31 protein-coding genes and 1 pseudogene are annotated in these 23930 nt (G+C 64.1%); 14 read left to right on the forward strand and 18 right to left on the reverse strand.

Annotated features, from left to right (window positions below):
* A pseudogene (locus ACFVSI_RS19685) lies at nt 1–863 on the reverse strand (hypothetical protein); the annotation flags it as partial.
* A 209-nt stretch (nt 864–1072) separates the two neighbouring features.
* Here ACFVSI_RS19685 and ACFVSI_RS19690 point away from each other — a divergent pair.
* The gene (locus tag ACFVSI_RS19690) at nt 1073–1756 is read left to right on the forward strand and encodes an HAD family hydrolase (RefSeq protein WP_387827436.1); all 684 of its coding nucleotides are present in this window, start codon (nt 1073–1075) and stop codon (nt 1754–1756) included.
* A gap of 190 nt (nt 1757–1946) precedes the next feature.
* Here the strand turns inward: ACFVSI_RS19690 and ACFVSI_RS19695 are convergent, their stop codons facing one another.
* Nucleotides 1947–2804, reverse strand: coding sequence for a class II glutamine amidotransferase (locus tag ACFVSI_RS19695; RefSeq protein ID WP_387827439.1), 858 nt, complete (start codon nt 2802–2804; stop codon nt 1947–1949).
* A gap of 32 nt (nt 2805–2836) precedes the next feature.
* Nucleotides 2837–4237, reverse strand: coding sequence for a glutamate decarboxylase (locus ACFVSI_RS19700; RefSeq protein WP_387827442.1), 1401 nt, complete (start codon nt 4235–4237; stop codon nt 2837–2839).
* 200 nt (nt 4238–4437) lie between these two features.
* Between ACFVSI_RS19700 and ACFVSI_RS19705 the strand changes: the two genes are divergently transcribed.
* Nucleotides 4438–4863 (forward strand): hypothetical protein, encoded by a 426-nt coding sequence (locus ACFVSI_RS19705; RefSeq protein WP_387827445.1) that lies wholly within the window; start codon nt 4438–4440, stop codon nt 4861–4863.
* On the opposite strand, the gene ACFVSI_RS19710 is transcribed toward ACFVSI_RS19705, so the two are convergent.
* Entirely contained in the window at nt 4832–6682 is a 1851-nt protein-coding gene (locus tag ACFVSI_RS19710) for a glycoside hydrolase family 15 protein (protein ID WP_387827448.1), read from the reverse strand. The two genes, ACFVSI_RS19705 and ACFVSI_RS19710, sit on opposite strands and share 32 nt — an antisense overlap.
* 134 nt (nt 6683–6816) lie before the next feature.
* On the opposite strand from ACFVSI_RS19710, the gene ACFVSI_RS19715 reads away from it, so the two are divergent.
* The 3 genes from ACFVSI_RS19715 (at nt 6817) to ACFVSI_RS19725 (ending at nt 8486) form a co-directional block, all read left to right on the forward strand.
* Complete coding sequence (locus tag ACFVSI_RS19715) at nt 6817–7713, forward strand: SDR family oxidoreductase (RefSeq protein ID WP_387827451.1); 897 nt, start codon at nt 6817–6819, stop codon at nt 7711–7713.
* Between the two features lie 150 nt (nt 7714–7863).
* Nucleotides 7864–8094 (forward strand): DUF6458 family protein, encoded by a 231-nt coding sequence (locus ACFVSI_RS19720; protein ID WP_144662048.1) that lies wholly within the window; start codon nt 7864–7866, stop codon nt 8092–8094.
* 107 nt (nt 8095–8201) lie between these two features.
* Nucleotides 8202–8486, forward strand: coding sequence for a hypothetical protein (locus ACFVSI_RS19725; RefSeq protein WP_387827455.1), 285 nt, complete (start codon nt 8202–8204; stop codon nt 8484–8486).
* A gap of 44 nt (nt 8487–8530) precedes the next feature.
* Here the strand turns inward: ACFVSI_RS19725 and ACFVSI_RS19730 are convergent, their stop codons facing one another.
* Both ACFVSI_RS19730 and ACFVSI_RS19735 read right to left on the reverse strand, forming a co-directional pair.
* Nucleotides 8531–8752: a hypothetical protein gene (locus tag ACFVSI_RS19730; protein ID WP_387827457.1), complete on the reverse strand. Its 222-nt coding sequence runs from the start codon at nt 8750–8752 to the stop codon at nt 8531–8533.
* Between the two features lie 74 nt (nt 8753–8826).
* The gene (locus ACFVSI_RS19735) at nt 8827–9420 is read right to left on the reverse strand and encodes a histidine phosphatase family protein (RefSeq protein ID WP_387827460.1); all 594 of its coding nucleotides are present in this window, start codon (nt 9418–9420) and stop codon (nt 8827–8829) included.
* A 225-nt stretch (nt 9421–9645) separates the two neighbouring features.
* Between ACFVSI_RS19735 and ACFVSI_RS19740 the strand changes: the two genes are divergently transcribed.
* A complete protein-coding gene (locus ACFVSI_RS19740) occupies nt 9646–11124 on the forward strand; it encodes a protein kinase (RefSeq protein ID WP_387827463.1) in 1479 nt (492 codons plus the stop codon).
* 14 nt (nt 11125–11138) lie between these two features.
* Here ACFVSI_RS19740 and ACFVSI_RS19745 read toward each other — a convergent pair whose 3' ends face one another.
* The 9 genes from ACFVSI_RS19745 to ACFVSI_RS19785 all read right to left on the reverse strand — a co-directional run bounded on the left by ACFVSI_RS19745 (nt 11139) and on the right by ACFVSI_RS19785 (nt 16291).
* Nucleotides 11139–12368: an ATP-binding protein gene (locus tag ACFVSI_RS19745; protein WP_387827466.1), complete on the reverse strand. Its 1230-nt coding sequence runs from the start codon at nt 12366–12368 to the stop codon at nt 11139–11141.
* A gap of 69 nt (nt 12369–12437) precedes the next feature.
* Nucleotides 12438–12767 carry a hypothetical protein gene (locus tag ACFVSI_RS19750; RefSeq protein WP_387827469.1) on the reverse strand — a complete coding sequence of 110 codons (330 nt, stop codon included), beginning with the start codon at nt 12765–12767 and terminating at the stop codon, nt 12438–12440.
* A complete protein-coding gene (locus ACFVSI_RS19755; RefSeq protein WP_387827472.1) occupies nt 12764–13369 on the reverse strand; it encodes an Asp23/Gls24 family envelope stress response protein in 606 nt (201 codons plus the stop codon). Before ACFVSI_RS19755 ends, ACFVSI_RS19750 begins: the two co-directional genes overlap by 4 nt.
* Complete coding sequence (locus ACFVSI_RS19760; protein ID WP_387827475.1) at nt 13366–13962, reverse strand: RNA polymerase sigma factor; 597 nt, start codon at nt 13960–13962, stop codon at nt 13366–13368. The genes ACFVSI_RS19755 and ACFVSI_RS19760 overlap by 4 nt, the downstream gene beginning before the upstream one ends.
* A 69-nt stretch (nt 13963–14031) precedes the next feature.
* Nucleotides 14032–14637, reverse strand: a complete 606-nt coding sequence (locus tag ACFVSI_RS19765) for a hypothetical protein (protein ID WP_387827478.1) — start codon at nt 14635–14637, stop codon at nt 14032–14034.
* Between the two features lie 13 nt (nt 14638–14650).
* Complete coding sequence (locus tag ACFVSI_RS19770; protein ID WP_387827481.1) at nt 14651–15232, reverse strand: hypothetical protein; 582 nt, start codon at nt 15230–15232, stop codon at nt 14651–14653.
* Entirely contained in the window at nt 15229–15624 is a 396-nt protein-coding gene (locus ACFVSI_RS19775; RefSeq protein WP_387827483.1) for a hypothetical protein, read from the reverse strand. The genes ACFVSI_RS19770 and ACFVSI_RS19775 overlap by 4 nt, the downstream gene beginning before the upstream one ends.
* Nucleotides 15621–15812 (reverse strand): DUF2273 domain-containing protein, encoded by a 192-nt coding sequence (locus ACFVSI_RS19780; RefSeq protein WP_018779796.1) that lies wholly within the window; start codon nt 15810–15812, stop codon nt 15621–15623. The genes ACFVSI_RS19775 and ACFVSI_RS19780 overlap by 4 nt, the downstream gene beginning before the upstream one ends.
* A complete protein-coding gene (locus ACFVSI_RS19785; protein ID WP_387827486.1) occupies nt 15809–16291 on the reverse strand; it encodes an Asp23/Gls24 family envelope stress response protein in 483 nt (160 codons plus the stop codon). Before ACFVSI_RS19785 ends, ACFVSI_RS19780 begins: the two co-directional genes overlap by 4 nt.
* A gap of 190 nt (nt 16292–16481) precedes the next feature.
* Here ACFVSI_RS19785 and ACFVSI_RS19790 point away from each other — a divergent pair, with 190 nt between their 5' ends.
* The 5 genes from ACFVSI_RS19790 to ACFVSI_RS19810 all read left to right on the forward strand — a co-directional run bounded on the left by ACFVSI_RS19790 (nt 16482) and on the right by ACFVSI_RS19810 (nt 19576).
* Entirely contained in the window at nt 16482–16751 is a 270-nt protein-coding gene (locus ACFVSI_RS19790) for a hypothetical protein (protein ID WP_387827489.1), read from the forward strand.
* Between the two features lie 121 nt (nt 16752–16872).
* Nucleotides 16873–17058, forward strand: coding sequence for a hypothetical protein (locus ACFVSI_RS19795; protein WP_387827491.1), 186 nt, complete (start codon nt 16873–16875; stop codon nt 17056–17058).
* A 129-nt stretch (nt 17059–17187) separates the two neighbouring features.
* Entirely contained in the window at nt 17188–17988 is an 801-nt protein-coding gene (locus ACFVSI_RS19800) for a DUF1206 domain-containing protein (protein ID WP_387827493.1), read from the forward strand.
* Between the two features lie 87 nt (nt 17989–18075).
* On the forward strand, nt 18076–19011 hold the full coding sequence (locus ACFVSI_RS19805; protein ID WP_387827496.1) for an SDR family oxidoreductase: 936 nt from the start codon (nt 18076–18078) through the stop codon (nt 19009–19011).
* A gap of 1 nt (nt 19012) precedes the next feature.
* The gene (locus ACFVSI_RS19810; protein ID WP_387827499.1) at nt 19013–19576 is read left to right on the forward strand and encodes a cysteine hydrolase family protein; all 564 of its coding nucleotides are present in this window, start codon (nt 19013–19015) and stop codon (nt 19574–19576) included.
* A gap of 86 nt (nt 19577–19662) precedes the next feature.
* Here ACFVSI_RS19810 and ACFVSI_RS19815 read toward each other — a convergent pair whose 3' ends face one another.
* A complete protein-coding gene (locus ACFVSI_RS19815) occupies nt 19663–19923 on the reverse strand; it encodes a hypothetical protein (protein ID WP_387827502.1) in 261 nt (86 codons plus the stop codon).
* Complete coding sequence (locus tag ACFVSI_RS19820; protein WP_144662066.1) at nt 19916–20185, reverse strand: GlsB/YeaQ/YmgE family stress response membrane protein; 270 nt, start codon at nt 20183–20185, stop codon at nt 19916–19918. The genes ACFVSI_RS19815 and ACFVSI_RS19820 overlap by 8 nt, the downstream gene beginning before the upstream one ends.
* Before the next feature lie 208 nt (nt 20186–20393).
* On the opposite strand from ACFVSI_RS19820, the gene ACFVSI_RS19825 reads away from it, so the two are divergent.
* Nucleotides 20394–20819, forward strand: a complete 426-nt coding sequence (locus ACFVSI_RS19825) for a hypothetical protein (RefSeq protein ID WP_387827505.1) — start codon at nt 20394–20396, stop codon at nt 20817–20819.
* A gap of 64 nt (nt 20820–20883) precedes the next feature.
* Here the strand turns inward: ACFVSI_RS19825 and ACFVSI_RS19830 are convergent, their stop codons facing one another.
* On the reverse strand, nt 20884–21588 hold the full coding sequence (locus tag ACFVSI_RS19830; protein ID WP_387827508.1) for an alpha/beta fold hydrolase: 705 nt from the start codon (nt 21586–21588) through the stop codon (nt 20884–20886).
* 157 nt (nt 21589–21745) lie between these two features.
* Here ACFVSI_RS19830 and ACFVSI_RS19835 point away from each other — a divergent pair, with 157 nt between their 5' ends.
* Complete coding sequence (locus ACFVSI_RS19835; RefSeq protein ID WP_387827511.1) at nt 21746–23242, forward strand: fumarylacetoacetate hydrolase family protein; 1497 nt, start codon at nt 21746–21748, stop codon at nt 23240–23242.
* Nucleotides 23235–23900 (forward strand): GntR family transcriptional regulator, encoded by a 666-nt coding sequence (locus ACFVSI_RS19840; RefSeq protein WP_306842770.1) that lies wholly within the window; start codon nt 23235–23237, stop codon nt 23898–23900. Before ACFVSI_RS19835 ends, ACFVSI_RS19840 begins: the two co-directional genes overlap by 8 nt.
* The last annotated feature ends 30 nt before the right edge of the window (nt 23901–23930 follow it).

A 23930-nucleotide genomic window follows, 5' to 3' on the forward strand; every position in this document is an offset into this window, starting at 1 on the left:
GCCTGTTCCATCCGGGTAAGGGTGTCCGCGTCGGTCAGGTGCTGGATCTTGTCCAGGGCGGTGGCGATGATCGTGGCGGACCGGGAGGGTACCTGAGTCTGAGCGAGGGCTTGGGCGAGGTGTTCGCGCCGTGCCGGGACCTGTTGCCCGGTCATTCCCTCCCCGGGCAGGGCATCCGCGGCGAGGGCGAGGCGGCGTCGGGCTTCACCGATCCCGATCCGTAGCCGGGCCCGCAGGAACTCTGCCGGGTTCCGGTACCCATCATCAAGCACACTCCCGGCGCCCGCATCGCCCGAACCCGCACCGCCCGGACCGACAGTAGCTCCATCCGCGCCCGCAGCACTGGAACCTCCAGTTGTGCCGGTGGTGTCCGGATTGGCGGTGTCATCCTGATCCGATACCGCGCTCGAGGCTGCTTCGGTCCAGCCCGTCAGCCACTCGGTGCCGGTTGTTGCTGACACTGCCGTAGCCGACGTTGCTCCTGACGCGCGTGCCTGCCGGGTCCGGGCCGGTGAATGCTGCGCCTGTGCTTGGTTCCGGGTCCGTTCCACGGCTTGGGCCGCGATGATCTGGACGTACTCGAGCGTCCGGGCCAGGTCCTCGACCCTGCCCGCGAAATCCGCAGCCTCCACGAACCCCAACAACCGGGCATCTGCCACAGCAGCACCCCGCAAACTCGCCAACACCTCCACCGCATCATCCAGGACCGAGTCCACCTCCAGGACGCGGTCGGACGCTGCGGTTAAGCCTGGAGTGTCCCTGTCACTAATCCGGGGCAGGATGCGGGCACCGTCTGGAAGATCCGCTGGCAGGGAGTCCGCGGAGCCATCGGTGGGCGGGCTCAGCACAGGGGAGGCCCTCATAGCTTCATCAAGCCCCACGAAGGGCGCTTCTCCGCGACCGGGAAACACCGTCCCGGGTGCAACAAGCTGCCCCGTCCCATCCATGAATCAAGCCTGTCACCCCCGCAGAAACCCCATAAGCCCACAACCCCCGTATGTGGACAAACCACCTTATGTGGACAACGGCCGCTTTCGCCGCACCCGCCACCTGGCGTGCGTATTCTTGAGCCATGCTGCTGCTTGTGGACCTCGACAACACCTTGGTCGACAGGGCCGCGGCCTTCAATGCTTGGGCACGCTCGTTCATCGGGACATTGGGGGGATCCGCGGCTGACGCAGCGTGGCTCATCGACGCGGATCAAGACGGCTACGAGTCCCGGGATTCCCTTGCCCGTGCCATCGGGCAGCGATTCGAGGCGGCACCGGATACCGGGGAAATCAGGCGTATGTTGCTGTTTGACCACGTGTCCCTGATGACCCTGGACCAAAGCGTCACATCCGCTCTGGGAAATGCCCGTGAAGCGGGCTGGAAAATAGGCATCGTTACCAACGGCGCGACAAAGCAGCAAACGCTCAAGATCCGTCGGCTCGGTCTCGAAGCCTCTGTGGATGCCGTCATTATTTCCGAGGCCGTGGGGGTGAAGAAACCAGACCGCGAAATCTTCCGAATTGCCACCGCCAGTCTCGGCGCAACCGGCGCAACCGGCGCAACCGGAGTAGCCGGGTGGATGGTTGGCGACCACCCAACCGCAGACATCGCGGGCGGCCGACGGGCGGGACTGAAAACGGCCTGGGTCTCGCGAGGCAAAACCTGGGCCGGGGACACTGGCTCCCTGGACCTTGCCGCCCCGGATCTGGTTGCTCCGACGGCCGCGGAAGCCATCAATGCGGTCGTCGGCGGGCGGCAAGCCTGAGGGACGCAGGACCCCCGTGAACGGCATGTCTACGACGACGGCCCCCACCGCACGGCGGCACCCCACCGCACGGCGCCGTCCCCAACCGCACGACGCCGGTCCCGCCAGAGGCGCCAGGTCGCCGTCGTGCGGTACTCGGCTGAGGGGCGTTGCCCGGCTGAGGTGCGTTGCTCGCCTGAGGTGGCGGGATTTACGGTGCCTGCGAAGCTGCCGCTGCTGGTTCCAGGTCATCGAGAGTGAGGAGGTGGGCCGGGGGATCGGGGAAAGCGACGCTGGAAGTGACCTCCAGATCCGGTCCGACATGCACCAATTCGCCGGACGCCAGGGGCCGCCAGCCCGGATTGTGGTCCATTGGTTCGGTGGCGAAGAGGACATGCGCGGACCGGGAGAGTTCGGTGCTGCGGGAGCGGATGCGCTCACTTCGTGCGTCGAGCGGGCTGGGTTCGGCCGGATGCCGTTCCAGCATGAACAATTCGTGCGTCGCCGGGTACCTGAGCGCCCACATGTCGGTGGCCGTCGTCAGGATGAAATTGAGACTGAACACCGGCAGTTCCCTGGCGATCCACCTGACGGCGCCCAGGATCCCCGCGCGCACATCCCCGTCCGCGCCTCGGGTCTCCGCAGTGATCAGGGCGAAAAGACGCTCGCTGTCCGATTGGCCCTGCACCAGGTCCATCGCGCCGAGCTCAACCAGGCGGGCATCTAGCTTTTCCAGCCCCCGGAGCACCCCGTTGTGGGCGAAGATCCGGCCGTCTTGCTCGAAAGGGTGAGTGTTGACGAGGGTGAGGGCGCCGGTACTGGCGTACCGCACGTGTGCCAGGAAGGTGGTGCTTTTAAGGTCGCGGGCTTCGCGGGCGAAGGCGTGGTCCTCCCATGCTGCCAGCGGTTGTTTGGCCACATGGGGGTTACCTGCCGCATCGAAGGTCCCTATTCCTGCGCCGTCAGGTTCCTTACGGCTCTGCATCGAGAGGCTGTCCGGCGCGTTCAGCAGCCAGAACGTGGCGCGGACTGGGTGGGCGCCGGCATGCAGCCCGAAGAGTCGGCACATTGCGGCCTCCTGTCGCAAGAGTCAGACGTGAATCAGTGGTGGAAGCCCTCGGGCTGCCTGTCCGTGGGCATGGGCGAGGTGAGGCTGTCCAGGTAGTCCACTGCTTTGGTGAGGTCGGCCAGGAAGCTGGAGGCGAGGTCGCGGGTGAAACCGTTCCGGACAACAATTCTCTGGACTGTTACCTCACTCAATCCATCGGGCAAGGGGTAGGCCGGCACCAACCATCCGTTCATGCGCAGGCGTTCGGAAAGGTGGTGGAGGTTCCAGTTCTCTGTGTAACCCTCGGTGAGCTGCCAGGCGAACACGGGGATGTCCGAACCGTCGCTCCATAGGGTGAAAGCGTCCATGGCTCCGATCTCGCTTGAGAGGTAGAGCGCCACATCGCGGGACGTAGCCTGGACGGATCTATACCCGGCAAAGCCCAGCCGCAGGAACAGGTAGTACTGCAGGAGCACCTGTGCGCCGGGCCTGGAAAAGTTTAGGGCAAAGGTGGGCATGTCGCCGCCCAAGTAGCTGACGTGGAAGATCAGATCCTCCGGAAGGGCGTCCGAGTCGCGCCAGACCACCCAGCCCAGGCCCGGATACACCAAGCCGTACTTGTGGCCGGAGGTGTTGATCGATCCTACGCGGGGCAGTCTGAAATCCCATAGCAATTCGGGTTGGAGGAACGGTGCCACCATCGCACCCGACGCGCCGTCGATGTGAATGGGGATGTCCAGGCCGCGGCGGGCCTGGATTTCGTCCAGCGCTTCCGAGATGAGCTTTACAGGCTCGTAGAGCCCTGTGTAGGTGACGCCCAGAATGGCGACGACGCCGATCGTGTTCTCGTCGACGTACTGGTCCAGGTCATGGCCGTCCAGCGTGGGATGTTCGCTGGTGACCGGGACAAAGCGCGGTTCGACTTCCCAGTAATTGCAGAACTTTTCCCAGCAAACCTGGACTGCGGAGCTGAGCACGAGATTGGGTTTGTCCGTTGGCTTGCCTGCTGCGCGGCGGGAGTGCTGCCAGCGGCGCTTCAAAGCCAGGCCACCCAGCATGCATGCTTCCGAGGATCCGATAGTGGACGTGCCGATGCTTTTCGAAGGATCCGGCGCGTTCCACAGGTCGGCGAGCATCCGCCAGCACCGCGTTTCGATGAGTGCAGTCTGGGGGTATTCGTCCTTGTCGATCATGTTCTTGTCGAACGTTTCCGCGTACAGGGTGGACGCTTCGGTTTCCATCCACGTCCCCACGAACGTTGCCAGGTTCAGGCGGGAATTGCCGTCCAGCATCGCTTCGTCGTGGACGACCTGGTAGGCGGTAGCCGGCAGGGATTCGCCTTCGGGCAGGGTGAAGCGGGGAAAGATGGTGGATTCTCCGGGCCTGCTGAACAAGGGATTGAGTTCGACGGCGGTGTCCGGCTCGTGGTGGGACGTGCGGTGGGCTCTGCTCATGGGCCAGCTCCTTGGATTCGTTCGCGCGGGGCTACTCGTCTGCGGCTCACGCTACCCGGCGTGGGTCGTCCACCCAAGCCTCCTGTACGTTCAACGGCCTAAGCTCCAAGAATCCTGGGAAACGGCTCGGAAGGCGGTCGGGATGTCCTTCAGCCATAGTTGGGAATTTCCCAAAAAGACTTGCGAAGAAAACAGTAAGCATGCTTATGGCATTGGTGTTCCTCAAAGCTGACGGGTTGAAGCTTTCCCGAACCAGCGACTGGAACGAAGCCGGGACCCGGCGACCGCCACACGCCCGGGCGATACCCGACGGCGGCAGGTCGCCGTCGGACGTCAACCCACCGACGTCAACCCACCGGCGGGTGCAGGAACCGCAGTCAGCGAAGCAACTCCCGCTATCGCAAAAGCGGCGACGATGGGACGATTTTCATATGGGCGAACAAGAGAAACACCAGCCCTCCGAGCCGGCAGGGATTGCGGCAGAGGACGCGGGCGCGCCAACAACGCAGCAACTTCGGACCGTCGGGCAGCGCCGGCGCGAAGCGGAACGGAAGCTGGATATCCACCTTGAAGAAGCCCGCCATAAGGGTGAAACTACTGAAGGCGTGGATCATTCCGAAGGGTAGATGCGCCGGAGTGTCCACCGTTGCCGAACGGGGTGTCGCTCTTGTGGGCCTCCCCGTGGTGCAGCTGCAAGGCGCTGTGGATCAGCGGGAAATGACTGAACGCCTGGGGAGTGTTTCCGAGCTGCCTCCGTGCGCGGGGATCCCATTCTTCGCTGAGAAGGCCCACGTCATTGCGCAGGCTTAGGAGCCGCTCGAAGAGTTCTCTGGCTTCATCGCTTCGGCCGATACCCAGCAGCGCATCCACCAGCCAGAACGAACACGCCAGGAATACCCCCTCGTTCCCGGGCAGGCCGTCGTGTCCGGATTGGGTCCGGTACCTGAGAACCAATCCGTCCTCCGTGAGTCCCTTTTGAATAGCCTCCACAGTCCCGGCAACGCGCGGATGCCGGTGCGGCAGGAAGCCCACGCGGGGCACCAGCAGCAGGCTCGCGTCCAGTTCCTTGCTGCCGTAGGACTGAACGAAGCTGTTGAGGTCCTCGTCGAAGCCCTTGGTCATGACGTCGTTATGGATTTCGCTGCGAAGCGCCGCCCATCGGTCATGCGGGCCAGGCAGGCCTGAGGTCCGTACGGCTTTGACCATGCGGTCTGCCGCTACCCAGGCCATGACCTTGGAATGCGTGAAGTGGCGCCGCGGTCCGCGCATTTCCCATAACCCGTTGTCCGGCTGGTTCCAGGCCCCTTCAAGGTATTCCATCAAGGCCACCTGGATGTCCCAGGAATTGTCCACCGTGCCGTCAGGGGAGGCGGCCCGGGTCAGCGAGAGGCCATCCAGGACTTCACCCCAGACGTCCAGCTGAAGCTGCGGAGCGGCCGCATTCCCCGTGCGTACGGGCATGGACCCTTCATAACCGGCAAGCCACGGGATGCTCGCCTCCGGAAGCCTCCGGGCGCCGTCGAGTCCGTAAACGATCTGGAGTTGGGACGGGGCGCCCGCGATGGCGCGGAGCAGCCAATCCCGCCAAGCGGAGGCCTCTTCCGTGTATCCGGCGGCGAGAAGCGACTGCAGCGTCAGTGTCGCATCCCGCAGCCAGCAGAACCGGTAATCCCAGTTCCGTGGTCCGCCGATCTGCTCGGGCAGGGACGTGGTGGCGGCGGCCACTATGCCGCCCGTGGGTTCGTATGTGAGAGCTTTGAGGGTGATGAGGGATCTTTCCACCGGCTCCTTGTACTTGCCCACGATCTTGCTCCGGCCGATCCACTCCAGCCAATACGACTCAGTCGCATTGAGCGCCCGCAGCGGGTCGATGCGGCGGGGCTCGCGTTCGTGGCTCGGAGCCCACCGAAGGACAAAGGGAACCTTGTCTCCGGCGCGGACCGTGAAGTCGCTGTAGGTCCGGTTGTCCCGCCCAACAAGCGGGGCATGGGTAGTTACGTAGGCTGAATCTGGCCCTGCCACCGCGCTGATGCCGTGCTTGCTGTGCCGCACCCAGGGAATAACGCTGCCGTAGTCGAACCGCAGGACCAGTTCCATGTGCATGTCCACCTCGCCGGACACACCTTCGACGATCCGCACCAGGTCCACAGCGTCGTCGCGTACCGGCATGAAGTCGATTACCTTCACCGAGCCGCCGGCCACTTCCCACACCGTCTCGAGGATGAGGGTGTCTCCCCGGTACTGGCGGCGGGTGCAGGTGCCGCCGTCGGGAGTCCCGGAAGGCGCCAGAAGCCACCGTCCCGCCTCCGGCTTGTCCAGCAACGCCGCGAAGCAGGCGGGCGAGTCGAACCGTGGGAGGCACATCCAGTCAATGGACCCGCTTTGTCCTACCAGGGCCGCAGTGTTCAAATCCCCGATGATTGCGTAGTCCTCGATCCTCGCCATGGGACAGATCCTAGTCTGCGTCGCTGGCAGCTGCGGGAGAGGCTCGACGGCGGCACTCGCCTTGGCGGCTTGGGTCTGGTCTCGTTTCCGGGTGCGTGCTACCACTGACGTAGGAACAAACCCGAGGAGATGTTGTGGCCGAAGATCTGCCTGTCCTTGTTGTTGGCGCTACCGGATTCCTGGGCGGCCAAGTGGTGGATGAACTCCTGAAACGCGGCAAGAAGGTCCGGGCGCTGGTACGGCCTGGATCGAAAGTCGCCAAGCTTGAGGCCAAAGGCGTGGAAATTGCCCGCGGAGACATGTTGGACACGGCCTCGCTGATCACGGCCATGACGGGTGTTTCCGGAGCGATCTCGACCGCGGCCGGCTACACAAGGAATGACAAGAACGCCAAGCTCATCGACAGCTACGGAAACAGCAACCTGGCCGTCGCAGCCAAGTATGCCGCCGTCCCACGATTTGTGCTGATCAGTATCCTCACGTGCGACCAGACACCCCAGATCCCGCACTTTTGGAATAAAAAGCTGGCTGAAGACAAGTTCGAGGAGCTCGGGGTTCCGTTCGTCGCGCTGCGGCCGGGTGCCTTCTTCGACCAGGCCGTGGGGATGGGTGGCGATCCCTTCGCGAAGGGCCGCTTTGTGTGGCTTGGCTCCAAGGAGGCCAGGCTGACATTCGTTTTGGCGAGCGACCTCGCTGGCTACCTGGCGGCCGCCGTCGATGCCGACGTCGTTGACGGTGAGCGCATCGACATCGGATGGACGCGGCCGGTGAGCATGCAGGAAGCCGCGGAGCTCGCGGGCAGGCGGGCCGGCAAGCCGGTCAAAGTCATGTCCGTGCCCACTGGCGCAATTACAGGGCTCGGCAAGGCGACCGCCAAGGTCCTTCCCCTGGTGTCGGATATGGCCAGCATGGTGGCGTGGTTCGAGACGGGGAAGTACGTTGCGGACACTTCCCGGCAGGAGCAGGTGTTCGGTCCGGCGCCCACGCCTGAGGACGCCATCGGCCGGGTGGCCGAGCGGTACGGCCACTGACACGGGGGCGGTCCCGTCGCTGGCGCCGAGGGGTGCGGCCATTAATTCCGGCTGCTCGGCGGCTGGCGGGCGAGGTGAATCGTAAGTATCCTGATGATACGCACCGGCGCGGCCCCTGACCATGCGCCGGACAAACATGAGGAGCACGCTATGAGAATCGGTTCTTCCATTGCCCTGATCGCCATCGGAGCTATTCTGGCTTTCGCGCTCGCCCCGGGCATCATCCCCTTCCTTGACCAGGTCCTGGTTGGCTACATCCTGATCGCGGTCGGCATCATCGGCCTCATCGTTTCGATTGCCATGTCCAACAGGACCCGCCGCACAGTAGTCGAACGGCGCGGCGATCCCCACACCGTCGTGGAGCGGCGCCCGGAAATCTAGCCGCCGCAACAGACGCTGGAAGCGCACGACGGCGGGTCATCGCCGTCGTGCGTTTCTTGCCTCAGGCGAGGTTCGGGCCCGGCCGCCCGACAGCGTAGGCTGCTTCCATGGAGCAGACATTCGACATCGAATTGGTGAATCAGAACGAGTACCTGGTGCGATGGGCATCGGAAGGGCAGTCCGGGGAATCACTGGTCCACACGAATCCGGAGTTTCTGGCCGAAGCCGGGCTTGAAGGCTACGACGAGCAGCTCATCGTGGAAGAAACCACCGCGTACCTGGCCGAGCACCAGCCAGTCATCGACTTCCCTCAGACTGTGGACCTTGAGGAAATTGCCGCCGCCTACACGGACTACACCGAGCAACTGAAGCAGCGACTCCAAGCCCGGTAGCTCTTCCGCGTCACGATCAGGGCTATTCCGCTACTTAACCGTCGTCATGTCAGCCGGCGTTCGAGGGAGTAGCGGCCATCCATACCTACACACCTGAATCGATCGCGGCCTGGGCGTCGTCCCTGCAGTCCAGGACGGAGCTTTGCTTCGACATCGCGGGGATCCACCGTGGCAAGGTCACTATTTTCGCCGGTCCCGGGCAAGGCGGGAACCAGGCTGTCGCGGTCTTCGACATCCCCGGAGCCGGAACCTTCGTAGGTCGCCATCTCAGCGGGGCCATGGACGAATGGGTGTCCGGTTTGCTGGAGGAAGTCAGGAGACTCGCGCAGGGAAAGCCAGTTCAGGCCTGAACGTCCGCGGTGATGCGCTCGCCGTTGAAATACTCCAGCTGCCAACCGTCAGTCGGGTGGTGGTGGGCAAGGTTCAGCACCGCGTTCTGGACACTGTCCAGGGTGCGGCCAATTGCACGGCTAAGGGTCAGCCGGATCAGGGTGCCGTGCGCCACCACCAGCACACGCTTGCCGGCGAACTCCTGCGCCAGTTCCTCCAGCGCGGCGATCCCCCGCGCCGCAGCGTCGTCATCGCTCTCGCCGCCACGGAAGCCGCCGGGGATGCGCAACGCTTCCAGCTCTGCCCCCGCCTGCAATCCTTCTGCCGGCCCGAAGCTGCGCTCCGTTAGGTTCGGGACGAGCCGTGCCACGGTGAGCCCCAGCCCTTCGGCGATGATTTCTGCCGTTTCGGCTGCGCGGCTGAGCGGCGACGCAACCACGGTGTCCCATTGCTGACCCGACAGGAAGGCGACGGCGTCGCGCGCCTGGCCACGACCGACGTCGTTCAAGGGAATATCGGTGGACCCCTGCAACCGGCGCTCCGCGTTCCAATCGGTCTGGCCATGGCGGACGAGGGCGAAAGTCGTAAGGGTCATGCCTTCCATTGTGCCTTGCAGTCCGGCCGGCCGCAGTTTCCTGCGTCACGTAACGTGAACTGCCCATTGTCCTTCGTGTGATTTAATCAGTATCCTGATGACTTATCTGGTGACACCGGATGATGCTGTTTGAGCTGACTTGCTCAAGCCGCCGGGGCTGAAGCAATCGGTCAAGCGGCAACGTGAAATGTTATTGACGGCATTACTTGGTACCGACGGATAGTGTTTGGGTCCGTGACGCGCCAGGTAGTCCCAAAGGACGTGACAATCGTGGGCTACAACGACAAAACCGGGGGCGCGGGCGCCCCCGATTCCGTGAACGGCGCGGATGGCAGCGGCGCACTTGATGGCCGCTACGAGCTGGGACCGCTCCTGGGCAGGGGTGCCATGTCTGCTGTCTACAGGGCGACGGACCTGGTCCTCGGCCGAGAGGTTGCAGTCAAGATCTTCCTGCCCGGCTCGGGCGACGATTCCTTCCGTGCACGGCAGGAGAACGAAATGAGGCTCCTCGCCGCTTTCGACCACCCGGGTCTTGTGGCAGCCTTCGACGCGGGCGTCGATACGCGCAACGACGAGGAACGTGCCTACCTGGTGATGGAGCTCGCCGAGGGGCGGGATCTGCGTGCCGTACTGTCCGACGGGCCGCTTACCGTTCCCGAAACCGCCCGCATCGGGATCAGGATCGCCGGAGCGCTGGCGCAGGTGCATGATCATGGCGTCATCCACCGTGACATCAAACCGGCCAACATTTTGGTATCCGACGCCGACGGGCTGGCGCAGTCGGTCAAGCTGGCAGACTTCGGGGTCGCGCTGGTGATGAACGACAACCGCCTGACGGCTACGGGATTCACCGTGGGCACCGCCCAGTACCTCAGCCCTGAGCAGGCGCAGGGCTTGCACCTGACGCCCAAGAGCGACATCTACTCGCTGGGCCTGGTGCTCCTGGAATGCCTGACGGGCCATGCGGAGTACCCGGGGACGCCCGTAGAAACAGCTTCGGCCCGTCTGCACAGGGCGCCGCAGGTACCGTGTGAACTGCCTGCGCCGCTGCGCACCCTCCTGGAGGCCATGACGGACATGGATCCGGAAAAGCGCCCTGCAGCCCAGGAGGTGGAGCAGGCGCTTTCGGAGGAAGGCGTCCAGTCCGGGCGCAGGACCGCGATACTTCCTCCCGTCCCGCAGCGGACTCCGCTGAGTGCGACGACGGCCCGGACACCCAGCGCCCGCGGCCGTGCTGCCCGGCCTGTGCCAATCCGGCCGCGGACCAGGAAAACGGCAACTCTGACCGGCATCCGCGACTTCAGCAAACGCCGGCCCAAGACGGCGCGTGGGGTTGCGGCTGCGGCCGTAGCTATCCCGCTTGCCCTGCTGGCCCTTACCCAGGGGCTTTCATCGGCCGGAAGTACGAGCGATCCTTCGCATGCTCCCAATAACGGGGTATCCCAGGCCGATCCGCAGCCTGCCACTCCGGTCCTCCCGACGCCGGCAGTTTCCTCCCCGGCCGGGGCCGTGCCGGCGGAGGCAGTTGACCTTCCTGAGGCGCCGACGCCCGCGCAGGTTGTGCAGAACATCCCCGTCCAGAACGTGCCGGTCCAGAACGTACCCGCCCAGAAACAGCCGGTCCGGCCACCGTCCGATATGAAGGGCCCGGACATCGCCAAGACAAAGAGCGATGGCAAGAACGACAAGAAGCCGGAGAAGGGCGGTAAGTAGTCTCGGCCGGGCCGCTACGTTCCGGCGGGAAAGCTCACCGCGATAGTGGTGCCGCCGCCAGCGGTCTCGGAAATGCTGAGGTCCCCGCCATGGGCTTTGGCGATACTGCTGCAGGTGGCCAGCCCGAGGCCGGTGCCTGGGCCGTCCCCATCGCGGCGCAGCCGAAGCAAGGGCTCCAGGACCTTCTCGCGGTCTTCGGGTTTGATGCCCTTGCCGTTGTCCGCTACGTACACCGTTGCGCCATGGTAGTTCGAAATACCGCTGACGCTGACCCTGAGTGCCCGCTCCGGGCTCCGGTAGTTCATGGCGTTGGAAATGAGATTCTGCAGGAGCGTCCTCATTTGCCCAGGGTCAGCGTGGACGGTGATGTCACGGACATCCACGATGCCCTCGTTCTCTATTCCGAGGTCGCGGACCACCTCTTCGGTGACCTCACGAAGAGTGACCCGTGCCGGCTGGATGCCGCCGCCAACACGGGAGTAACTGAGGACGTCTTCCAGCATCCCCAGCATGCGCCGTCCGCTGGCGCCAATGCGATCCAGATACCGTGCGGCAGGACTGTTTGGCTCGATATCGGGGTCGTCCTCCACCAGCTCCACGTACCCCAGGATGGTGGTCAAGGGGATGCGGAGGTCGTGGCTGACGCGGCCCGCGAATCCGGCAAGCTTGGCGTTGCTGGCCCTGAGTTCTGAGTAAGTGCGGTCCAGCTGGGCGGTGCGGTGCTGAAGTTCCAGGAGCTCAACCACCTGCTTGGCCAGGACTTCGAGCATGCCTACCTGCTCCTGGCTCAGCTCCTTGCTCTGGTCCGAAAAGACACACAGGGTTCCCGGCACGAATCCCGATTTCGTTTGCAGGGGCACAGAGGCATAGAACCGGACGTTGCCGATTTCGCCGGTCACAAATGGGTTATCGGCAAAGCGCGGATCCCGGGAAGCATCAGGCACCACGGTGCGCTCACGGGTAAGGAAGACCTTGGCGCACATCGAATCCTCACGGGAGCAGACCCCGGGTTCCACGCCCCAGGCCCCGATCTGGTGCTGGTACTTGGAGCTGATGATGTTGACCACGCCAAACGGGGCGCCACACAGCTCGGTGGCCAGCCGTACGAGGTTTTGCAGGGCGCTCAAGACGGCGTCGTTGGGAAGGAGCGTCGAGTCGAAGGCAGGATCAAGGCCGTATTCCTGGAGCTCCCTGTCCCGGCCGACGTCCGTAGTGAAAGACAGCTGTCCCTGAATTTCCGTCATTGAACCAACCCCCAAGCGTCTTGTGAATTCCCTGCCGATACTACCGGGAGGTCAGCGCTGCCGGTTTACCTACTGACCGATCTTCACCACCAGAATTTCGACGACGGCGCTCGCGTTTCCCAGGTGCCCGCGGACTGCGGCGGCTACTTCCCGGGCCACTTCCGGGGCGGGGCGAAGGATTCCGACGCCGATACGGACCCGGACCGCCACGTCGTCACCATTCCCGGAAAGACCGATAAGGGGCTGTGCTTCTCCGGTCACCGCCGCAACCGCCGCCCCGGCGATCGACTGCCACAACGGCTGGGCAGGGTAGACGGTCGTGACCCCGTCAACGGCCTGGACGACGCCAAGGAGTTCGTCGGCGAGGGCGGGGGAGTCGGTCTCCACGTGTTCCGTCATGACTGGTCCTCCTTGATCGCTGTGAGGGCCGGGGCAGGAGGCTCCAGCACATCGGTGACCGTGATATTGATGGCTTGGATGGTGAGTTCAGTCTGTGCCGCCAGCACCTCCGCCAGTTCATTCCGCAGGGTCGCTGCATGCTCTTCCATGGAGTATCCGTAGACCACCGCGATCTCCACGTCGACGTCGATCCCGGCTCCCGGCGTCGTGATGTCGCCTGTCAGGCGGCACTTACCGGCAGCTGTTCCGGGCATGGAGTCGACCACTGAGCGGATCAACGCTGACACGGAGCCCTCGGTCTCCCAGAGGGCATCGTGCGGGTCCGCCGAACGAAGCGGGATGCTGCGGCCAGGACGCAACTCCAACTGAAGGTTGTCCAGGATGTTCTGCATCCAGTCATCGTTGCCCGAGCCGGCGTCGGCCACGTCAGAGGCCAATAGTTCGTGGCCCAGTTCGGAGAGCCTGCGCAAAGAAGCCAGGCCGGCCTGGCACTCGGGGCAGGCGTCCAGATGTGCGGGATCGGCAATGTCTCCCGTGTCCAAATAGGCGCTCAGTTCCGCGAGGCTGTGCCCGCATTCCAAGGCATCGCCAGGGGTTTTCATCGCCACTCCTCCATGGTGCGCGCCAAGGCAATCCGTGCTCTGGCAAGACGGCCGCGGACGCTGTCAGGGCTGATGTTCAAGGTCAGTGCAATCTCCTCGTAGCTCAGGTCGTTGAATTCCTTGAGTACCCAACAGCGGCGCTGCTCCTCGGGAAGCCGTTGGAGCGCCGATTTCAACGCGTCGATCCTGGAGGCGTTGACCGCGGTGCTTTCCGGATCCGGGGTCCGTGGAGCTGAAGGAGCCCCGGCGTGGTTCTCCAGCTCGTCCAAGGCGGCATGGTTGCGCCGTTTTCGGAGGTGGTCAATGCTGCGCGTGCCAACGATGCGAAGCAACCAGCTTTTCACTGCAGCGGGGTCCCGCACAGTGTCCAATTGATTCCATGCCTGCACCAGGCTCTCCTGGACGACGTCGTCCGCGTCCGCCAGCGTGCCCATCAACCGTCGGGCCGTTGCCCGCATCAAGGGCCCGTGGCGCCGGGCGAGGGCTTCGAAAGCGGCAGTGTCACCATCTGCTGCCCTGCCGGCCAGCAACGCGTCCGGCACCACGTCCAGGTGTTGCTGTGCTGCGGCGGAGGCCGCGGGTGAACCAGTCACGTTTCCGCCTTTCCAGTGTTGTGAGTCGGGCATGTGATCCCGGAGGGCCAGGGACTTGGTGACGCCTATTTACCGGGCCCGGCGCGATCCTGACATCCGGGTTCTGGGACCGCTGTTTATTCGGACCAGGGCGGGTACTGGATGGCCCAGCCAGGTGTCCAGTTCCTGGAGCAACTGGGCCGCCGTGTCGCCGAGCTCCCTGGGGCATGTCCCTTTGCGGGCCTCCAAGCGGAGCCGCAGAGCCGTGCCGCGCCGGGATTCCCACGCCGAGACAGAGGTGGCCAGCACGTCAGGGTGACCACTGAGGGCTTCCCTGACGGCCGCCGAGACCAGTCCGGTATCCACCACGGTTCGGCCCGCACTGCCTTCCGAATCCTCCGCAAAGCGAGGTGTTTTGCCGCCTCCTTGGGAAGCGATCCAGGCCGCGCCCAGGATGGCGCCGACCAGCAGAACGGCGATTCCCAACACCAACCACCAGCTCCGGACAGGGTCCGGCAAGGGTGCCGTGCCAACCAGATTGCGGAGTCCATCCCGTGCAGTCGATCCTGTGGTTGTCCAGAACTCTGCAACCCCTGGCAGGGTCCCGGCCGCGATCAGTGCGGCGCCGGCTCCCAGCAGGACGATCCCCAGGATGGTGAGCAGGATGCGGTTGAGCGCCCGATTCGTGTTCCTCATTGCCCCGCCTTTCTCATTGGCCCACAGCTCCTTCGTTCAGAATGCTGACGCTCGACCGCACTGGCCGATCCAGCGCGTAGGCTGCCAGTTCGCCGTCGACCGTTTCCTGGATGTCTGCCGCCTCAAGCGGTTCGCCCGACGTCGGACGCACCTGGACGCGGACGGAACGTCCACCGACGGTGGTGGTCACCAGCCCGGGGGCGAGGCCCGTTGCGCGCCGGACCTTGCGGGACACCGCTGCCGCAATCACCTCGTCATCCACCACGACGGCGGCGCGCTGGCTTCCGATCGCGCGGCGTGGCCGTCGCCCTCTCCCGAAGGCCAGGCCGAACAGCACCAGTGCCAGGATTCCCAGCCCTGCGCCTGATGCCACCATGCCTGACGGCGTTGTGTTGGCCGGAAGCTCGATCAACCAGCGGAACATCTGCGCCGGGCTGGCGAGCAGGGCCTGGTCTCTGAGCAGCCACAGCACGGATTCCAGTGCCAGCCAGAGGAAAACGGCCATCAGGAGGGACGCGACCACGATGGAGGGGACCGCCCTTGAGGAGTGCGTTTCGCGCCGGACCAAACGGCGGATGGCGGCATCCTTGCTCATTCGACGCTCCTTTCCTTGGGTCGCTCGGGCTTTCCCCCGGTGAGGCGGATGTCTACCAGGCCTATGGCCAAGCCGGTGATGGCCGTGCCTCGGGCCACGATTTCCTGCCGGGCGGCACGGGCTTGTCCGAAGACTGTGTCCGGACCGGGCTGCGGCTTCCGCGGTGTCGGGGACTGCTTCAGCAGCGGCGGGAGGGTCAGCCGGATGGAAACCTTGACGCCAAGCTTTCCCGCGTCATCCTCCACCGTTGCTGAAACGTCGCCCGTAGCAACGTGGAACGCCTGGGCGGTGACTGTTTCCACGGTTTTCCGGATCGCCGCGTGGGTGAGCCGGTTGTGTCCTATCCGGTCCGCCGTGTCCGGGAAACGCTCCGTGGCACCCGCGCTGCTCATGAGGAGGAGCGCTTGCCCCGCAGGGCATCAAGCACCCCGCGAAGGTCAAGCTTTCCTTCGGCGGAACGGCCCAACACCGCGCCGACTCCCATGAAGAGCGCTGTCAGCAGCAGGCCCCAGAATCCGAAGGCCAGTCCGGCCAGGGCGAGCACCGCTCCTATGGCCAGCCCTGCGATGGTGGGGCTCATGAGACCCTCGGTTCGCGGTCGGCGTCATCGGCTTCGGAGTCCTCTGACGGAACGTGGATGTCGGTAATGGTCACGTTCACCTCGGTCACTTCCATGCCGACGAGGTCCTCGATGGCGGTGTACACGGCGTCGCGGGCGTTGTCTGCCACTTCCTGGAGCGGGTGCGGATATTCGACAACCAGGGTCACGTCAACGGCTACCTGGGTCTGGCCTACCTCTACGTTCACCCCTTGGGTGAGGTCCTTCTGTCCAACTTTTTCCCGCAGGTTGCCGATGGCGCGGGCCGCTCCGCCGCCCAAGGCATGCACTCCCGGGATCTCCTGGATGGCGATGCCGGCGATCTTGGCGACGACGCCGTCGGCGACGGTGGTCGCACCGCGGCCGTCCTTGCCCTTGTCCCGGATGGGTGCGTCCGCGACGGCGGCGTTCTGCTTGTTCTTGGCCGGTACGTCTGCTGGGGTGTGCGTTTGGATCGTCATGGCGATGGCTCCTGTCCGTTTGCTTGCGGCGCTTCCTGTGCGCCGTCATGAATAAGACGTGCTGGCCGGCTGATTCCTCACGCTGGAAATTATGTGATGTGAGTCACTTTCTTGCTGACACGCTGGCTTGCTTAGTTAGTTTGCCATATAACTAGTTTGTCGAGTTACACCTCCAGGGAAGGGCACAAAAGTGACTGCAGTAGCTATGGCTGGGACTAACATCGGGGCTCTGCCGGACATTGCAAAGGAAGTCCCGCCCTCCACTCCGACGAAGCGGACGGGCCTATTGGATGTCGTGTGGACGGCGGCGGCCCGCGTGGAAAGCCTTCAGTGGGAAATGGATGAAGCTGAAGAGTCCCTGGCCCAGGCGATGCGGAGCGCGGTGGAAGCAGGAGCGGGACTCCCGGATCTCGCGATTGCTTCCGGGATGAGCTTCGCGGCTATGGAAAAGTTGCTCTGAAAGCGGGTCCCGGAACCTTGAGCCAATCTTGAGATGACCCGGCGTCGTTCTTGAGGGCCCTGCCCGATGGTTGAAACATCAGCCATTGGAGCTGATGGGAACTTTCAGGAAGGCGACCGAAATGACTGCTCACATCACCGCCCAGGCCAACGGCGCCAGCGCTGCGGACACGCGCTCCCCGGAGGCGGCAAACCACCCGGAGGACGTGCCGGGCCAGGCCCGTGCGGGTGTGGCGGTGCGCGAGCCGTTCAACCCCTTGGCCGGGGGACTCCGGAGTATTTGGCCCCAATCCGTCGTCGGGTTCTAGGCCCCTTCCGACTGCTTCGGACAGGCACCCAGGTGCCTGTCCGGCGTCGTTAAAGGTCGTGGCTTTCGCGTTACTCCGGTGGGACGATGGTGTCCACCGGAACTAAGGAGGCTTGTCATCAAAGAGGAGATGAGGAAGGCCGCTGACGTGGCCGAGGAAGCCTCAAACTCACGTACTTTCGAGATCATTGCGCGTGCCGGGTACGCCGTCAGCGGCCTGCTGCATGTGCTCATCGGGATTATCGCGCTTCAACTGGCCTTCGGGCGCGGTGGCGAAGCCGATGTGTCGGGGGCGGTGGCCTCCCTTGCCAGCCAACCCGTTGGACCTTTGCTTCTGTGGGCCTGCTTTGGCGCCTGCGCGGCGCTGGCGTTGTGGCAACTGGGGAACGCGATCATGGGGGAGCGGACCGCGAGCAAAAAGCTCACCAAGAGGCTTTCGGCCGCGGGTCAGGCCCTCGTGTTCGCGGCCCTTGCGGCCACCATTGTCTCGTTCATCATGGGCAAGGGAAAGAACAGCCGGGAGTCCAGCACCGACTTTACGGCCACCCTCATGAGTGCTCCTTTGGGGGTATTCCTGCTCGTCGCCATCGGTGTGGGGGTCGCCATTACGGGCATTTTCTTTGCCGTACGCGGCTTCCGGCAGACCTTCAAGCGTGACATCTCCTTGTCCTCGGAGGAAGCGGTCCGGAAGTTTCAAGTCGGCGTGGGCATGGTGGGCTACATCGCCAAGGGCATTGCCCTGTTCCTGGTTGGCCTGCTGGTGGTTATCGCCGCCGTGCGTGCCCAGCCGCAGCAATCAACCGGCCTCGATGGGAGCTTGAAAGCTTTGCGGGAACAACCGTATGGACCGTACCTGTTGGCCGCCGTCGCCGTAGGGCTGATTGCCTACGGACTCTTCCTGATGGTCAAAGCCAAGTCCCTTCGGACCTGACGCTGCTTCGCCCGGTTGTCGTTTGGGCGCCCGGGCTGCTGGGTACAAGGCAAACGAACCGTGCAGGCCATCTGAAGGGGCAGAACCATGACACATGACGATCCGCAACCGAACGACAAGCCACAACCGGGCGGGCACCAGCTGGCCTCCGCGCCCTCGGACCCGCGCAAGGGATACTACGCGGCGGAATTCCCCCAGCAGGAGCAGCAGCAGCCCGGTCTCACCAAACCCCTCGATCCGCAACCGGATCACGGCGAGAAAAGCTATGTAGGCCACGGCCGGCTGCAGGGGAAGACGGCACTGATTACCGGCGGCGATTCGGGCATCGGTGCCGCCGTGGCCATCGCATACGCCCGCGAGGGCGCCAATGTAGCCATCAGCTATTTGCCGGAGGAGGAGGAAGACGCACAGTCGACGGCGGAATGGATCCGTGAGTGCGGGGCGCGGGTTCTCCTGTTGCCCGGTGATGCGCGGGATGAAGGCTTCGCCGCGGACATCGTGGAACGTACCGTGCAGGAACTCGGTGGCCTGAACATCGTGGTGCTGAATGCGGCTTACCAAAAGAACCGGGAAGGCCTGGAAACCATCCCGACCGAAGAGTTCGACCGCGTTTTCAAGACCAATCTTTACTCGCTCATCTGGACAGCCCAGGCCGCCATTCCCCATCTCCGCCCCGGCGCTTCCATCATCGTCACGGCCTCCATCCAGGCGTTCAACCCCTCGGCCCAGTTGGTGGACTATGCCATGACCAAAGCCGCGCAGGTGGCTTTCACAAAGGCCATGGCCCAGGAGCTTGGGCCCAAGGGAATCCGCGTTAATGCTGTGGCGCCGGGACCCATCTGGACTCCGTTGATTCCCGCCACCGAATGGCCTGACAAGTTGCCTTCCTTCGGGCAGGACACGCCCTTGGGCCGGGCCGGTCAACCCGCGGAACTGGCTCCCGCCTATGTTCTGCTCGCGTCCGACGAGGGCTCCTACATCTCCGGAGCAGTGCTGCCCGTTACGGGTGGCAAGGGGCTCTGAAATGATCGCGGTCCTGGTCATTGACATGCAGAATGCCTACTTTGAGGACCCGTCCCTGGCCTCACGCCGTGACGAAATCGTCGCCGCCTGCAATTCCCTGACCAGTGCCGCCGTGGATGCTGGTGCCAAGGTCATGCTGGTGGGCACGGTGCACGAGCGGGACAGGTCCACTTGGAGCCTGAACATGCTCGAGGACGATCAAGGCTTCATCTTCAGGGGCAGTGAGCAGGCCGGATTTGTACACGGGCTGCTCACCGCGGACTTTCCCAGGCTGGTCAAAACCCGCGACAGCGCGTTCTTCGGCACGGACCTGGCTATGCGCCTGGGGAATTGGGGAGTGGATACCGTGGTCCTGGCCGGAATCTCAGCCCACAACTGCATCGCGCAGACTGCTGCTGACGCGTTCGCCCACAACATCAAAGTGATCTATGCGGCCGAAGCCATTGGCACGGAAAATGCGGAAGCTGCGGAAACGGTGCTCAGGGTGTTGACGCGCGAGTACCGGCAGAATGTGCTGCCACTTGAGGAAATCTATCCGCTGTTGGCGTTGGTCCGGTCGCCGTAGGGCCCCGTACCGCAAGAACCCGGAGACTGCATCAGCAGTTCTCCGGGTTCCTTTGGTGATTCAGTTTGTACAACGAACTCTGCGGACTACGGGCGGCTTGAGCCTGATGCTTCCTCGTCCGGTTCGGAGGAGAAGGGGCGGTCCGGCGGCGTGTCCTCGGTGTTCTTGTCGTCGAGTTCGGCATCCGCCGAAGGGGCCGTCTTCTCGGCGTAGTCACCCTCGGTGTAGTCCCCACCGGCATCGTCCTTCAGGGTTTCCGGCGACACTCCTGCGTCTCCGTAATCTCCCTCGGTGTATTGACCGTCAAGTTCTTCGCCGTTGGCGTCGCGGTTCTGGTGATCAGCCATGGGTAGCCCTGCGGTTGGTGATCAGGCCGTAGATCAGCAGCACGATGATCGAGCCGCCGATGGCGAGCAGCCAGGTTGTCAGCGAGAAGAATTCCTGCAGGCCTGTGTGGAAGATCAAGCCGCCAAGCCACCCGCCCAGAAGGGCGCCGACGACGCCCAGGATCAGGGTGACGAACCAGCCGCCACCCTGACGGCCGGGAAGGATAAGTTTTGCGATAGCTCCGGCCAAAAGACCGAGCAGAAGGAAACCAAAGAAACCCATTTTTGTTCCTGCTTTCTTGTCGATGGACATCCTGCCGATTGGGTGTCGGTCCGGTACTACATCTGCAACGCTAGCTGTTCCCAAAGCGAGTAGCAAGTAACCTGACTATTATCGGATACATGCTGCTGGCGGGCCTGAAGGTCCTCGTGACAGGGCCCGGCGCGCGGGATTAGGGTCGATAGCAAACACCTCGGAAGGAGTGGGTGGCGTGAAAGGGAAAGCATTGTTCGCCGTTGGCGTGGCTGTTGGCTACGTGTGGGGGTCGAAGTCCTGGCCGGAGGTTTACCGCCGGATCCGCGGTGGTACTGAAAAGGTCCTGAAGAATCCTGAGGTTAAGGAAAATGTCCATCAGGCTGCAGATGCGGTGCAGGAATCCGTTCCTGACATCCTCGACAATCTGTTTGCCGCAGGGAAGAAACTCCTGGAAAAGGCCGAGGCCGCGCTTCCGGGCATCCTGGATTCGAAGAACGGGCAGGATTCCAAGAACGGGGATGACCGTCCTGCGACGGTGCCCACCGTAAAGGGCGATGTCGTGTCCGATCCCGCCCATGACGACACCACGGGCACCGATTGGACCAGCGAAGGCGGGGCTGCCCCCGAAGGCCCCGCAACCAACACGCCGCCAAAGGCGTGACGTAGGCCGACCACGCGTGGTGCGCTCCGGCGTCGGGCATTAACGCTCGACGCCGGACCGCACCCTACGCTGTACGGTCGACTGCCTTGAGGATCGCCTCGCCCAATTCGGCCGGTTTGGTGAATTGCGGCCAGTGTCCCGTGGGCAGATCCACGAGCTCCACGTCCTTGATGCGTGCCAGTTCCTCGGTAAAGGGGTGGCCGGCGTCCATCATCTGGTTGAGCATCGATGACGGGAACTCGCAGGCGATGACCGTGGCCGGGACGTCGTAGCGCCGGACGTCGTGGATATGCTGCTGGTCGTAGGCGACCCCTTTGGGCTCCGGGATGGCGCGGGCGCGGAACTCTTCCCGAAGCTCCTCCGTCAGGTCCACGAGGTCGGCATCCTCGAATCCTTCCCACGGCGGCAACGGGATGTCATCGCCGTCGTCGGGCAGCTCGTCGTTGATGACGCCGCCCTCGCCCAGCGGCCCGCTGTCAACGTAGATCGCATGGGCGACCCGATCGGGCCGCGAATCAAGCGCGCCGTGGATGATGGCCCCGCCGCCGGAGTGGCCCACCAGGACCACTTTGCCCTCCAGTGAGTCCACCTTTTCAATGACGGCGTCGATATGCGTCCGGAGGCCGATTCCCGCGCGCGGGCTCTCCCGTGATTCAAGTCCGGGGAGCGTCAGCGGGTGGACCGTGTGACCCGCCTTCTCCAGGGCCGGCGTTACCTCCTCCCATGATGAAGCGTCCAACCAGAAGCCAGGTACCAGGATGATGTCCATGCCGGTACCCTACGGGAGCCCCCTGACAAGATGAACCCCTTTGAGCGGGAAGAAGGGGTTGACGGGCGCCACTTTCCGGGTCATAGTTTTCGTATACGATTTCGTACTCGATAGCTGGACGATCAGATATCGGAGTCTATTCAGGAGGGAGCGGCTCGTGACAGTGGAGTTCCGACCGCAGGAGCTTGGCCAGGATGTACTGGACCGGACGCGCAAGGTGATTGCCGTCCACATCAACTACCCCAGCCGCGCCGCGCAGCGTGGGCGGACTCCCGCCCAGCCCTCGTACTTCCTGAAGCCGTCGTCCTCCCTTGCGCTGGGTTCGGCTGAGGCTCCGGGCACGGTTGAACGTCCGGCCGGCTGCGAGTTGCTCGGTTATGAGGGCGAGATCGCGCTGGTCATCGGCAAGGCCGCCCGCCGCATTGGCCTGGAAGATGCGTGGAGCCACGTCCAGTGGGTGACAGCTTCCAACGATCTCGGGGTTTACGACCTCCGCTACGCCGACAAGGGCTCAAACGTCCGGTCCAAAGGCGGCGACGGCTTCACTCCCGTGGGTCCGGTCTTGATCCCTGCCGACGCCGTCGACCCGGCGCAGCTGCGGATCCGCGCCTGGCACAACGGTGACCTGGTCCAGGACGACACCACCGAAGACCTGCTCTTCCCCTTCGCGCAGCTCGTCGCCGACTTGTCCCAACTCCTGACCTTGGAAGAGGGCGACATCATCCTCACCGGCACCCCGGCCGGCGCGTCTGTAGCCAAGCCGGGGGACGTCGTCGAAATTGAAGTCACCGGCGGTGATTTCAGCACCGGCCGCCTCACAACCAAAGTGACGGAAGGTACGACGCCGTTCGCGGACTTTGGTGCCCAACCCAAGACCGATGACACTCAGCGCGAAGAGGCCTATGGTTCCCGCGAAGCCGCGGGACTGGCGCCGGCGTCGGCTGGTCTGTCCCCTGAGCTGAAGGCCAAGTTCGAATCCGTCGCCACGGCAACTTTGTCCTCCCAGCTCCGTAAGCGCGGGCTGAACAACGTCAGTATCGACGGCCTGCAGGCCACCCGCCCGGACCGCAAGGTGGTGGGCCTGGCCCGGACCCTGCGCTACGTGCCCAACCGTGAGGACCTCTTCAAGACCCACGGCGGCGGGTTCAACGCCCAGAAACGAGCCATTGACTCGGTGAACGAGGGCGAAATCCTGGTCATGGAAGCCCGCGGCGAGAAGGGAACGGGCACGGTGGGTGACATCCTGGCCCTGCGCGCCCAGGTCCGTGGTGCCGCGGCGATCATCACCGACGGCGGCGTCCGCGACTACTCCACCGTGGCCGATCTGGAGATGCCCACCTACTTTGCCAACCCGCACCCCGCAGTGCTCGGGCGACGGCACATTCCGTGGGACACCGACATCACCATCGCCTGTGGCGGCGCCACCGTGCAGCCTGGCGACATCATCGTGGCCGACTCCGACGGCATCCTGGTCATCCCGCCGGCGATCGCGGAGGAACTCGTGGACGACTGCATCGCCCAGGAGAAGGAAGAGATGTTCATCTTCCAGATGGTCCAGGAAGGCCACAGCGTCGATGGGCTGTACCCGATGAACGCTGAATGGCAGGCCCGCTATAAGGCCTGGGAAGCCACGGAAGGAGCCTACGGTGACTGAAACCGCCGTCGGGAGCGTCGCCCAAAGCAAGTCCCAGCAGGCCTATGACGCCGTGAAAGCGCGGATCGTCGAGGGCACCTATACGCCGGGTTACCGGCTGGTGCTCGCCAAGATCGCCGAGGACCTTGGCTTCAGCGTGGTTCCCGTCCGGGAAGCGATCCGCCGCCTGGAAGCGGAAGGGCTGGTGAAGTTCGAACGCAACGTCGGAGCCACGGTTTCCGGGATCGACCCCACCGAGTACCTCTATACGATGCAGACCCTGAGCATCGTGGAAGGTGCGGCGACGGCGTTGTCGGCGCCGCTGGTTGATGCCGTTGCCATAGAACGTGCGCGTGCGGTCAACGCCGAGATGCGGGAGTGCCTGGAGCACTTCGATCCCGTGCGTTTCACTGCCTTGAACCAGGACTTCCACAGCGTCCTCTTTGAACACTGCCCCAATCCCCACATCCTGGACCTCGTGCACCGGGGCTGGAACCGGCTGGCGTCGCTGCGCTCGTCCACGTTCCGCTTCGTGCCCGGCAGGGCCCAGGAATCCGTCCGCGAACACGAGGCCCTGCTCCAGCTCATCGAGTCCGGGGCCGACGCCGACACCATCGAAAAAGCAGCCCGCCAACACCGCGCCGCCACACTCGACGCCTATCTCGCAACCACCACTTAAAGCAACGCGGGGTCACTTATGGCCCATAAA

Source organism: Paenarthrobacter sp. NPDC057981 (assembly GCF_042886835.1).
GTDB lineage: Bacteria > Actinomycetota > Actinomycetes > Actinomycetales > Micrococcaceae > Arthrobacter.